Source organism: Kitasatospora sp. LaBMicrA B282, assembly GCF_050325825.1.
In the GTDB taxonomy this organism is placed as follows: Bacteria; Actinomycetota; Actinomycetes; order Streptomycetales; family Streptomycetaceae; genus Kitasatospora.
On sequence record NZ_JBNQTI010000222.1, the window covers coordinates 1 to 11489 of the forward strand.

Consider the following 11489-nt stretch of genomic DNA (forward strand, 5'->3'; position numbering starts at 1 on the left):
AGGGCCGGCGCCGGGGGCTGGGGCCGGAGGGCTGGACCATGGTCGGCGTGGCGACGGTCTGCGCCACCGCGGCCGGCCTGCTGCTCAACCGGCGCCGGCGCCGGCCGCCGCGGGGCACCGGGCCGGCCGAGCAGCCCGGGGGCGCCACCGCGGTCCGCCACCGCTGAACGACGGGCCGCCCGGACCCATGAGGCACAGCGGGCTCACCGCTCTCACCGGGCGGCCGGCGTACCCAGTTCGCCGGCCGCCCGGTACGCGGCGTCCGCGCTCGCTCGCGCCCGGGCCCGCGCGCCCTCGGGGTCGGCCAGCGCCGTCCAGGACACGCAGTACATCAGCAGGCGGAAGATGAAGTTGATCCAGAGCAGCAGGGCGATCGGCACCCCGAAGGCGCCGTACAGGCTCCGGCCGGCCAGGTGGGTCAGGTAGGAGGAGAGCCCCAGCTTGAGCAGCTCGAAGCCGACCGAGGCGATCAGCGCCGCGGTCAGCAGGTCGCGCCGGTGCTGGCCGCGGATCCCGGCGAAGGGCCCGAGCAGGTAGAGGAAGAGCAGCACGTCGGCCCCGACCGCGATGACGAATCCGGCCGCCGCGAGCAGGTAGTGCGCCGGACCCCGGTCGGAGAGGCCGAGCCCGGTGGCGAGCCGGCCGGCCAGCTGGGTGGTCACCGCGGAGGCGCCCAGCGAGACCGCCGCGACCACCCCCAGCCCGAGCAGCACCAGGCAGTCCCAGGCCTTGCGCACCAGCACGTTGTCGCCGTCCTCGGGCACCTGCCAGACGTCCCGGATCGCCCCGCGCAGGGTGTCCACCCAGCCGAGCCCGGAGATCAGCAGCAACAGGCCGCTGAGCGCCCCGACGGTGGCGGCGTTGGCGATCAGCGAGTCCAGGCCGAGCGAGCCGGACAACCCCGGGACCTGGTCGGCGATCTTGTGCTTCAGGCTGTCCACCCGGGTCGGGGTGAGCGTGGTGACCGCGATCGCCAGCGCCACGGTGAGCAGCGGGAAGAGCGCCAGGAAGCCGAAGAAGGTGACGGCCCCGGCCAGCCGGTTGCCCTTCGCGGCGGTGAAGTGCAGGTACACCCGGTACGGCCGGCTGCGCAGCACGGCGGCCACCAGCGGGCCGATCACCGGGAGCCCGGAGAGAAATCCCATGCGGTTCAGCCTGACAGGTCGGGCGGCGGTGACGGCTCAGCCCCGCCGGGGTCCGGGCGACCCGGGGCGACTCGAGCCGGACGGTAGAATTCGCCGCGTACCGCCCGGCCAGGAGCCCTCGACGACCGCGGGTCCCGCCCCCAGGTCCGGTCGCCCAGTCCCCGATGAAAGGCCTGCCCGAAGATGGCCCCCCGTCTCTCCGTCGTTGTTCCCATCTACAACGTCGAGCGGTACCTGGAGGAGTGCCTGGAATCCATTGCCTCGCAGACCATGAGCGATCTCGAGTGCATCATGGTCGACGACGGCTCCAAGGACGGCAGTGCGGCGATCGCCGAGGCGTTCGCGGCCAAGGATTCCCGGTTCCGGCTGGTCCGGAAGAAGAACGCGGGCCTCGGCGCCGCCCGCAACACCGGTCTGCTGCACCTGACCGACGGCACCGAGTTCCTGGCCTTCGTGGACAGCGACGACACCCTGCCGCCCAGCGCCTACGAGCTGATGATCTCCACGCTGGACGAGACCGGCTCCGACTTCGCCACCGGCAACGTGCTGCGCTTCCGCGCGGTGGGCCACTACCCGTCCGGCGGCCACGCCAAGCCGTTCCGCGAGACCCGGCTGAAGACCCACATCACCGAGATCCCGGCCCTGGTCACCGACCGGACCGCCTGGAACAAGGTGTACCGGCGCAGCTTCTGGGACGCGGCCGACCTGCTCTACCCCGAGGGCATCCTGTACGAGGACGCCCCGGTCAGCGTCCCGCACCACTTCATGGCGAAGACGGTGGACGTGCTCTCCGAGCCGATCTACCACTGGCGCGAGCGCGAGGTCGGCGAGATGTCGATCACCCAGATGCGCACCAACCCCAAGGGCCTGATCGACCGGGTCACCTCGATGGAGCTGGTCCGCAGCTGGCTGCTGAAGCAGACCGAGCCCAAGTACCGCGAGTACCTGCACTCCTACGACGAGAACAACCTCGTCGAGGAGATCCCGATGTTCTTCTGGTCGGTGGTCGACGGCGAGCAGGACTACCGCGACGCCTACGTGCAGTGCGTGGGCCGGCTGCTGCGCGCGATCGGCCCGGAGCACGTGCGCAAGCTGCGTGCCCCGCTGCGGCTGAAGTACCACCTGACCCTGCAGGGCCGGATCGACGAGCTGGTCGAGCAGATGCGGTTCGAGTCGGAGAGCAACGGCGCGGCCCCCGCCAAGGGCCTGCTGCGTCCGTACGCCGACTACCCCTTCCTGCGCGGCGGGCGGAAGAGCGTGCCGTCCGACGTGCTGCGGCTGGACAACGCGCTGGTGATGCGCAGCCGCGTCTACGAGTCCTCCTGGGAGGACGGCAAGCTGCGGCTGGTCGGCCACGCCTTCCCCGAGCACGTGGGCGTGGAGAACAAGCACGACCTGGTCCGGATGATCGTGCTGCGCCAGGCCAAGGGCAAGCGGATCGTCACCTTCACGACCAAGCCGCAGTACGCGCCGGAGGCCACCGCCAGTTCCCCGCACGACCTCTACAGCTGCGACTGGGCCGGCTTCAGCACCCTGATCGACCCGGCCAAGCTGAAGAAGCGCGGCCAGTGGCAGGACGGCACCTGGCGGGTGCTGATCGGCGGCGTCGGCAAGTCCGGTGTCTACAAGGGCCGGGTCTCCGGCGGCTGGGCCGACACCGCGCAGAGCTTCCCGACCCACTGGGTCGACGAGAACACCCGGATCGTCCCGATGCTGAAGGACGGTTTTCTGCACCTGACGATCGAGACGCTGCGCGCCGCGGTCACCGGGGTGCAGCACCAGGACGGCGTGGTCGAGCTGTCCGGCACCGTGCGCGGCGCCGGCGACCTGGCCGGGGTGCGGCTCCAGATGCACCACTCGGAGTCCGGCAACAAGATCGACTTCCCGGTGGAGTTCGGCGTCCCGGCCGGCCGGCCGGTGCCGTTCACCGCGCGGATCCCGATCGAGCAGCTCGTCGAGGTCCGCGACCGCTGGGACGAGCTGGACCCGGCCGCCGACACCCGCACCTCGCACCACTGGTACGCCCGGCTGCTGCTGGCCGACGGGAGCACGCTGAAGGTCATCGTGGACGAGCGGGTGCCGCTCACCCACATGGAGCTGCCGCTGAACCCCGAGGCCGAGCTCGGCGCCGCCCGCGCCCTGGTCACCAAGCCGACCGACATAGGGCACCTGCAGTTCGCCGACCAGCTGGTGCAGCCGCTGGTGGAGCGGATCACCGGCGTCGACGAGCAGGGCTTCACCCTCGCCGGCCGGTTCCCGCTGCCCGGCAGCCACCGCTACGACCTGGTGATAAGGCACAACTGGCGGGAGGAGGAGTACCTGCACCCGCTCGTGGTCGAGGACGGCCGGTTCGAGGTGCGGCTGCCCGCCGCGCCCGTCGGCTCGCACGCCGGCCGGGTGCCGCTGCACAAGGGCACCTGGGAGATCTTCTTCCGGCCCGAGGGCGGCGACCCCGAGTTCGCCTGGCCGCACGTCCACGTGGCGCTCGAGGCGCACCGCTCGCTGCCCGCCGAGATCCGCTCCCGCGGCAAGCAGGTGGTGCTGGAGCGCCGCTACTTCGACACCCTCTCGCTGGAGGCGCACTCCGACCTCGGCCCGCACGAGCGCAGCGGCTTCCGCCAGCGCCAGCTGCGCAAGGAGGTCTACCCGGCGTTGCTGCAGCAGAAGCCGCTGCGCGAGGCGGTGCTCTACAACGTGGCGCACGGCGGCCAGTACGCCGGTTCGCCGCGCGCCATCCACGAGGAGCTGGTCCGCCGCGGCCTGCCGCTGGAGCACCTGTGGACGGTCGACGACCAGCAGGCGGAACTGCCGGAGAGCGCCCGCGGGCTGCGCCAGTGGAGCCCGGAGTGGTTCGAGGCGATGGCCACCGCCAAGTACATCGTCACCAGCGCGCACCTGCCCGACTTCGTGACGCCGCGCCCGGGCCAGGTGGTCCTGCAGACCTGGGTCGGCAGCCCGCTCAAGCGGATCGGCCACGACTTCGAGAAGATCTGGTTCATCGACAGCAACTACCTCAAGCACCTGGACCGCGAGGTGCCGACCTGGAACAAGCTGGTCTCCGGCAGCAGCTTCGCCACCGGGGTGCTGCGCCGCGCCTTCAAGTTCGAGGGCGAGATGCTGGAGACCGGGTACCCGCACAACGACGTCCACTTCTCCCCCGAGCGGGAGAAGCGGGCCGCCGAGGTGCGCCGCCGGCTCGGCCTGCCGGACGGCAAGAAGGTGGTGCTGTACGCGCCGACCTTCCGCGAGGACCGGCGGCGCCCGCAGGGCGGCTACCAGATCGACCTGCGGATCGACGTGGACGCGGCCCGCGCCGCGCTCGGCGAGGACCAGGTGCTGCTGGTCCGCCCGCACACCAACTGCTACGGCCCGGTCGCCGGCGCCGGTGACGGCTACGTGTGGGACGTCTCGCGCTACCCCGACATGACCGACCTGCTGGTGGTCGCGGACGCGCTGGTCACCGACTACTCGGCCTCGGCCTTCGACTTCGCCAACAGCGGCAAGCCGATCCTCTTCTTCACCTACGACCTGGAGCACTACCGCGACAACCTGTGCGGGTTCACCTTCGACTTCGAGCAGGAGGCCCCGGGCCCGCTGCTGCGGACCTCCGCGGAGCTGGTCGAGGCGCTCGGTGACCTGGCGAAGGTGACGGCCGACCACCGCGAGGCCTACGCCCGGTTCCGCGAGACCTACTGCGACCTGGACGACGGCCACGCCGCCGCCCGGGTGGTGGACGGGCTGCTGGCCTGACCCCAGCGGCGCCGAACGCCCGCGGGCCCCGCACCATCGAGGTGCGGGGCCCGCGGGCGTTCGGCGTGCGGTGTGTTCGGCGTGCGGTGTGTCCGGTGGGGCGATGTCAGCCGCGCTGCTCGACCAGGTCGGCGACCGCCTGCTCCTCGTCCTGCTCGGCCGAGGCCTCCTGGTCCTGCTCCTGCTCTGGCTCCGCCACCGGCTCGGCCGCGGGGGCGGTGCGGGCCGCCGGGATCGGCGGTTCGGCCTCGAACGGGCCGGCCACCGGGAAGTAGTCCTGCAGGAAGGCCGTGACGATCCGGTCCTGCTCGATCCGGTCGACCTGGTCCAGCGCGCCGTCGTTCAGGCAGAAGGTGTCCACCGCACGCTCCCGCAGCAGCCCGGGCAGGTGGTCGAGGGCGGCCTGCCGGTCGACGTCCACGTAGCGGTGGCCGATCCGGCCCCAGGCGACCCGACCGGTGAGATACCCGCGGCTGGCGGCCAGGGTGATCGGGGCGAGGTCGGTGGCCGCGCGGAAGAGCGAGGAGCCGGTGGCCGCCAGCTCCTCGGTGAAGGCCTCGGCGCTCTCGGCGAGCAGCGTACGGGTCAGCGGGTAGGGCGCGTGGCTCAGGGTGTTGGTGGTGTCCCGGCCGAACTCCCGGCGCACCAGGGCCCGGGTGTTCTTCTGCGCCGCCACGTACTCGTCGTCGGCGGAGGAGACCGGCCCCGGCGGGATCACCCGGGAATCGAGGTTGATCAGCGGTGCGCCGTTTCCCTGGAAGAACTGTTCCGGCCGAACCGGTCGCCCCAGGAACATATCATCGTTGAAATACAGGAAATGCTCGGCGAGATTCGGAATCCGATGCAGCTGGGTTTCGATCGCGTGCGAGTTGAAGACCGGCAGCACGGTGGGATCGGCGAAGAACTCGCGGTGCGGGACCACGCTGAGCTCCGGGTGCTCGGCCACCAGCCAGTCGGGCAGCTGCCCGTCGGTGACCAGGTGGACGTGCCGGATCCAGGGCGCGTACATGGCGATCGACCGCAGGCAGTAGCGCAGCTCGTCGCGGTTGTGGAAGCGCTCGTCGCCGTTCCCGGTGCTCGGCTGCCGGGTCAGGCCGGCCAGCGCGGCGGCCCGCCGCCCGCGCCAGACCGGGTCGCCGTCGTCAACCCAGGTGATCACCGCATCCACCGGAAACGTGATGTCGTCCAGCCGCGGGCGGGTGAACGCGGCCGGCACCGGGAATTCCCGCCCCGCGATCCGCACCGTGCTGTCGGGTTCCAGCGAGGGCACCCACCAGCCGAACGGCGGCTCGTGAATGGCCGCGATGGCGCCGTCGGACGGCGCGGCGGAATCCCAGAAGTCCAGGTCGCAGCCGTGCTCGGGGCCGTAGAAGAGAGTCCGGCCGCTGGTCACCACCGGGCGGTAGAGCCGCACGCCCTTGACCCGGTCCCGGCTCTCGGCCGGGGGCGCCCCCGCCCCCGCCGGCCCGTCGTCGACCGCGTCCGCCTCGCCCGCGTCCGCCTCGCCCGCATCCGCCTCGACCTCGCCCGCGGCGGGCTCGCCCTCCAGGGCCGCGACCGCCTCCGGCAGCGCCTCGGCCAGCACCGTCCCCAACGTCACGTCGTGGCCCAGCAGGTCGGCGTAGACCGGCCGGCCGCGGAAGGCGGCGGCGCACGCGGCCAGCACCTCGGCCCGCTGGCCCGGCGCGATCACCACCCACTGCCGGGAGCCGTGGCCGCGGATCGGGGCGAAGCTCACCTCGGCGGCCAGCAACACGTCGGTGACCTCGGTGAAGCTGCGCAGGAAGGCATCGCCCGAGAGCAGGTCGTCGCGCACCTCGGCGACCAGGTCGCGCTCCCGCACCAGTGCGGGGTCGGCGGCCAGCAGCTGTTCCTCGCGCCGGTGCCGCAACTCCTCGGGGGTCGGCGCGGCCGGCTCCGGCTCGGGCTCCGCCTGTGCCCCGGCGACCGCCGCGGCCGCGGCCGCGGCCTGCCCGGCCGTGCGCTGGTCGGGCAGCAGCGCCGTCACCACGGCGACCCGACGAACCCTGCGGGCCACGGCTCGCAGTACCCGCCGGACCGTGCGGGGACAGCGCATCATCTCTCCTGGCGGTGAGCACTCTGACCGTAGTTGGACCCCCGGGCGGCCATTACCGGGCGAGTATAGCGCTCAGCAGATGGTGCGGTGAATGAGAAAGTAATAAGAGATTACGTTCATCATTTCGCGCAAGTAATGCCGAAGTGTCCGGAAACGAATTACCTGCTATCGACTGCTCAGGCCGTAGTCGCGCCAAGGGCGCCAGACCGCGTCCGCGCCGAACCAGGAGAGGGTGAACGCCGGCACCGCGAAGGCCGCGTGGAAGGCCCGGGCCTGGACCGCGGCCACGTCCAGCACCTCCTCGGGCAGCCCGTGCGCCACGGTGACGTGCGGGTGGTAGGGGAAGGCCAGTTCACGGGCGAGCGGCCCGGAACGGACCGCGGCCTCCAGCTCCCGGCACTCCTGGGCGCCCTCCTCGACCCGGAGGAAGACCACCGGGGAGACCGGGCGGAAGGTGCCGCTGCCGTGCAGCAGCATCCGGAACGGCCGGTGCCGGGCGGCCACCGCCGCCAGGTGCGCCCGCACCGCGGGCAACTGCTCGGCCGGCACCTCGGTCGGCGGCAGCAGGGTGACGTGGGTGGGTATCGACCGGGCCAGCGGATCGCCGAGCTCGGCCCGGGCGTCCTGGATCGCCGAGCCGTACGGCTCCGGCACCGAGACGGCCACGCCGATGGTCAACGACGCGCCGATGGCGGCGGGCTCGGGGAGCTCGCCGCCATCCGCGGGCACGGCCTCGGGCATCAGCGCTTGGCGGCCGCAAGGAAGCCGATGCGGTCGTAGACCGTCGCCAGGGTCTCGCCGGCCACCGCGCGGGCCTTCTCGGCACCCACCGCCAGCACCCGGTCCAGCTCGGCCGGGTCGTCCAGGTAGGTCCGGGTCCGCTCCTGGAACGGCACCACCCAGTCGGCGAACAGCTCGGCCAGCTCGGTCTTGAGCGCGCCGTACATCTTGCCCTCGAAGTGGGCCACCAGCTGCTCGATGCTCTGCCCGCTGAGCGCGGAGTGGATCCGCAGCAGGTTGGAGACGCCGGCCTTCTTCTCCTCGTCGTAGGAGACCACGGTGTCGGTGTCGGTGACCGCGCTCTTGAACTTCTTGGCGCTGAGCTTCGGGTCGTCCAGCAGGTTGATCAGGCCCTTGGGGGTGGCGGCCGACTTGCTCATCTTGGCCGTCGGGTCCTGCAGGTCCATGATCTTCGCCGTCTCCTTGAGGATGTACGGCTGGGGGATCGTGAAGGTCGGCTGGAAGCGGGTGTTGAAGCGCTCGGCCAGGTCCCGGGTCAGCTCCAGGTGCTGGCGCTGGTCCTCCCCGACCGGCACCGCGTCGGCCTGGTAGAGCAGCACGTCGGCGACCATCAGGACCGGGTAGGTGAACAGGCCCACCGTAGTGCTGTCGCTGCCCTGCTTGGCCGACTTGTCCTTGAACTGGGTCATCCGGGCGGCCTCGCCGAAGCCGGTGAGGCAGTTCATCACCCAGGCGAGCTGGGCGTGCTCGGGCACCTGGGACTGCACGAAGAGGGTGCAGCGCTCCGGGTCCAGGCCGGCGCCCAGCAGCTGGGCGACCGAGACGCGGGTGTTCTCCCGCAGCACCGCCGGGTCCTGCGGGACGGTGATCGCGTGCAGGTCGACGACCATGTAGAAGGCGTCGTTCGCCTCCTGGAGGTCCACCCACTGGCGCACCGCGCCCAGGTAGTTGCCGAGGTGGAACGAACCGGAGGTGGGCTGGATGCCGGAGAGCACCCGCTGGCGACCCTTCGCCGGACTGGTGACCGCTGCGTTGACCATGCCCGCCATTCTTCCAGCTTCCGGGACCGGTCAGGACCTGGTCTCGTTTGGAGGTTCGGACGATCGTTCGGACGTGCCCTCCGGGCCGCGGTCCACCCGCACCCGGACCCGGTCGATCCGCCGGCCGTCCAGCTTCGCCACGGTGAGCTGCACCCCCTCGCCGGTCTCCACCCGGTCACCGACCGCGGGCAGCGTCCCCAGCTCGGCCACCACGTAGCCGGCCACCGTCTCGTACGGGCCCTCGGGCAGCACCACCCCGGTCTCCTCGGCGAAGTCCGGCAGGTTGAGCAGGCCGTTGACCTCCATCCCGCCGCCGGCCAGCCGCCGGGAGGCGGTCTCCTGGGCGTCGTACTCGTCGCGGATCTCGCCGATCACCTCCTCGACCAGGTCCTCCAGGGTCACGATGCCGGCGGTGCCGCCGTACTCGTCCACCACGATGGCCAGGTGGTGCCCCTCCCGGCGCATCTCGCTCATCGCCTCCAGCACGTCCTTGGTCGCCGGCATCAGCTTGACCGGACGGGCGATCTCGCGCAGCCGCACGGCCTGCTCGGCGTGCGCCGCCCGGTACAGGTCGCGCACGTGCACGAAGCCGGTCACCGCGTCGTAGGAGCCCTCGACCACCGGGTAGCGGGAGTGCGGGGAGCCGCTGGTCTCCTCCAGCACCTCGGCGAGCAGCTGGTCGGCGTCCAGGAAGGTGACCTCGGTGCGCGGCACCATCACCTCGCGCAGCTGCCGCTCGCCCGCCGCGAAGACGTCGGCGATCAGGGCCCGCTCGTCGGTGCCCAGCTGGGTGTTGGCGGCCACCAGGCCGCGCAGCTCCTCGGAGCTCATGCTGCCGCGCCCGGCGTTCGGGTCACCGCCGAGCAGCCGGACCATCAGGTTGGTCGAGCGACCGAGCAGCCAGATCACCGGCCGCAGCACCACCGACATCAGGTCGACCACCGGCGCCGCCAGCAGGGCGAGCGACTCGGCCCGCTGCAGCCCGATCCGCTTGGGCGTCAACTCGCCGAGCACCAGCGAGATGTAGGAGATCAGCAGGGTCAGCCCGACCAGCGCGACCGGGTCGGCCGCCCCCTTGGAGAGCCCGAGGCGGACGAAGACCGGGGAGAGCTTGCCGGCCAGCGTGTCGGCGCCGAACGCGGCCGACAGGAAGCCCATGCAGGTGACCCCGACCTGCACCGCGGCCAGGAACCGGTTGGGGTCGGCCGCCAGGTGCGCGGCCCGGTCGGCGCGCTTGGTGCCGCGCTCGGACAGCGCCCGGATCTGGCCCTCGCGCAGCGAGATCAGCGAGATCTCGGCGATGTTGAACAGCCCACCGAGGATGATGAAGAGCAGGACGAGGGCGGCATCCTGGAGGGTTTCGTTCACGGTCGGCCAGTGTAAACGGCGCTTGCGAACACACCCGGCTGCGAACGGCCCCGGCCGGTCGCTTCGGTGCGAAGCGACCGGCCGGGGCTCACCGCCGCGGGCCGGGCCCGGGCGGGTGGCGCAGCGGAGCGGCTCAGATCAGGCCGAGCTCGGCGACCGCGTCGCGCTCCTCGACCAGCTCGCGGACCGAGGCGTCGATCCGCGGGCGGGAGAACTCGTTGATCTCCAGGCCCTGGACGATCTCGAACTTGCCGTCCTTGGTGGTGACCGGGAAGGAGGAGATGATGCCCTCCTCGACGCCGTACGAGCCGTCGGAGACGATGCCCATCGAGGTCCAGTCGCCCTCGGCGGTGCCGTTGACCCAGGTGTACACGTGGTCGATGGCCGCGTTGGCGGCCGAGGCGGCGGAGGAGGCGCCACGGGCGTCGATGATCGCGGCACCGCGCTTGGCGACGGTCGGGATGAACTCCTCGGCCAGCCACTTCTCGTCGTTCACGGCCTCGGCGGCGTTACGGCCGGCGACCTCGGCGTGGAAGATGTCCGGGTACTGGGTCGCGGAGTGGTTGCCCCAGATGGTGAGCCGCTTGACGTCGTTCACGGTGACGCCGAGCTTCTTGGCCAGCTGGGCCACCGCGCGGTTGTGGTCCAGGCGGGTCATCGCGGTGAAGCGGTCGGCCGGCACGTCGGGGGCGTTGCGCTGGGCGATCAGGGCGTTGGTGTTGGCCGGGTTGCCGACCACCAGGACCTTGATGTCGTCCGCGGCGTGGTCGTTGATGGCCTTGCCCTGCGGGCCGAAGATGCCGCCGTTGGCCTGCAGCAGGTCACCGCGCTCCATACCGGCGGTGCGCGGGCGGGCGCCGACCAGCAGGGCCACGTTGGCGCCGTCGAAGGCGACCTCGGGCTTGTCGGTGATGGTGATGTCGCGCAGCAGCGGGAAGGCGCAGTCGTCCAGCTCCATCGCGGTGCCCTCGGCGGCCTTGACCCCCTGCGGGATCTCCAGCAGGCGCAGGTTCACCGGCACGTCCGCGCCGAGCAGGTGGCCCGAGGCGATGCGGAAGAGGAGGGCGTAGCCGATCTGGCCGGCCGCTCCGGTGACGGTGACGTTGACGGGGGTGCGAGTCATGTTTCCTTCTCCAGCGATCGCCAGCATGCCCCAGGCACGTCGGCGCACTGGAGCCGAGGATGGTTCTCTCGACATCGAGAGAACCGGCGTCAGGTTATCGCAAGGGCGGCCCGGCGGCGTGCGCGGCGGGGGGGGGGGGGGGGGGGGGGGGGGGGGGGGGGGGGGGGGGGGGGGGGGGGGGGGGGGGGGGGGGGGGGGGGGGGGGGGGGGGGGGGGGGGGGGGGGGGGGGGGGGGGGGGGGGGGG

The 11489-nt window shown here is 72.1% G+C and carries 7 protein-coding genes; 1 reads left to right on the forward strand and 6 read right to left on the reverse strand.

Annotation, left to right across the window (positions count from 1 at the left end):
• Nucleotides 1-212 precede the first annotated feature (212 nt).
• Nucleotides 213-1145, reverse strand: a complete 933-nt coding sequence (locus ACQRUO_RS35745; protein WP_428320334.1) for a YihY/virulence factor BrkB family protein — start codon at nt 1143-1145, stop codon at nt 213-215.
• Nucleotides 1146-1328: 183 nt separating this feature from the next.
• On the opposite strand from ACQRUO_RS35745, the gene ACQRUO_RS35750 reads away from it, so the two are divergent.
• Complete coding sequence (locus ACQRUO_RS35750; RefSeq protein WP_428320335.1) at nt 1329-4895, forward strand: CDP-glycerol glycerophosphotransferase family protein; 3567 nt, start codon at nt 1329-1331, stop codon at nt 4893-4895.
• A gap of 106 nt (nt 4896-5001) precedes the next feature.
• Here the strand turns inward: ACQRUO_RS35750 and ACQRUO_RS35755 are convergent, their stop codons facing one another.
• The 5 genes from ACQRUO_RS35755 to ACQRUO_RS35775 all read right to left on the reverse strand — a co-directional run bounded on the left by ACQRUO_RS35755 (nt 5002) and on the right by ACQRUO_RS35775 (nt 11244).
• On the reverse strand, nt 5002-6933 hold the full coding sequence (locus tag ACQRUO_RS35755) for a stealth family protein (protein WP_428320336.1): 1932 nt from the start codon (nt 6931-6933) through the stop codon (nt 5002-5004).
• A 204-nt stretch (nt 6934-7137) separates the two neighbouring features.
• Nucleotides 7138-7713 (reverse strand): 2'-5' RNA ligase family protein, encoded by a 576-nt coding sequence (locus tag ACQRUO_RS35760; RefSeq protein ID WP_428320337.1) that lies wholly within the window; start codon nt 7711-7713, stop codon nt 7138-7140.
• Nucleotides 7713-8753 carry a tryptophan--tRNA ligase gene (trpS, locus tag ACQRUO_RS35765; protein ID WP_428320338.1) on the reverse strand — a complete coding sequence of 347 codons (1041 nt, stop codon included), beginning with the start codon at nt 8751-8753 and terminating at the stop codon, nt 7713-7715. The genes ACQRUO_RS35760 and trpS overlap by 1 nt, the downstream gene beginning before the upstream one ends.
• A 30-nt stretch (nt 8754-8783) precedes the next feature.
• Nucleotides 8784-10121 carry a hemolysin family protein gene (locus tag ACQRUO_RS35770; RefSeq protein WP_428320339.1) on the reverse strand — a complete coding sequence of 446 codons (1338 nt, stop codon included), beginning with the start codon at nt 10119-10121 and terminating at the stop codon, nt 8784-8786.
• A gap of 133 nt (nt 10122-10254) precedes the next feature.
• The gene (locus tag ACQRUO_RS35775; RefSeq protein ID WP_428320340.1) at nt 10255-11244 is read right to left on the reverse strand and encodes a malate dehydrogenase; all 990 of its coding nucleotides are present in this window, start codon (nt 11242-11244) and stop codon (nt 10255-10257) included.
• Between the last annotated feature and the right edge of the window lie 245 nt (nt 11245-11489).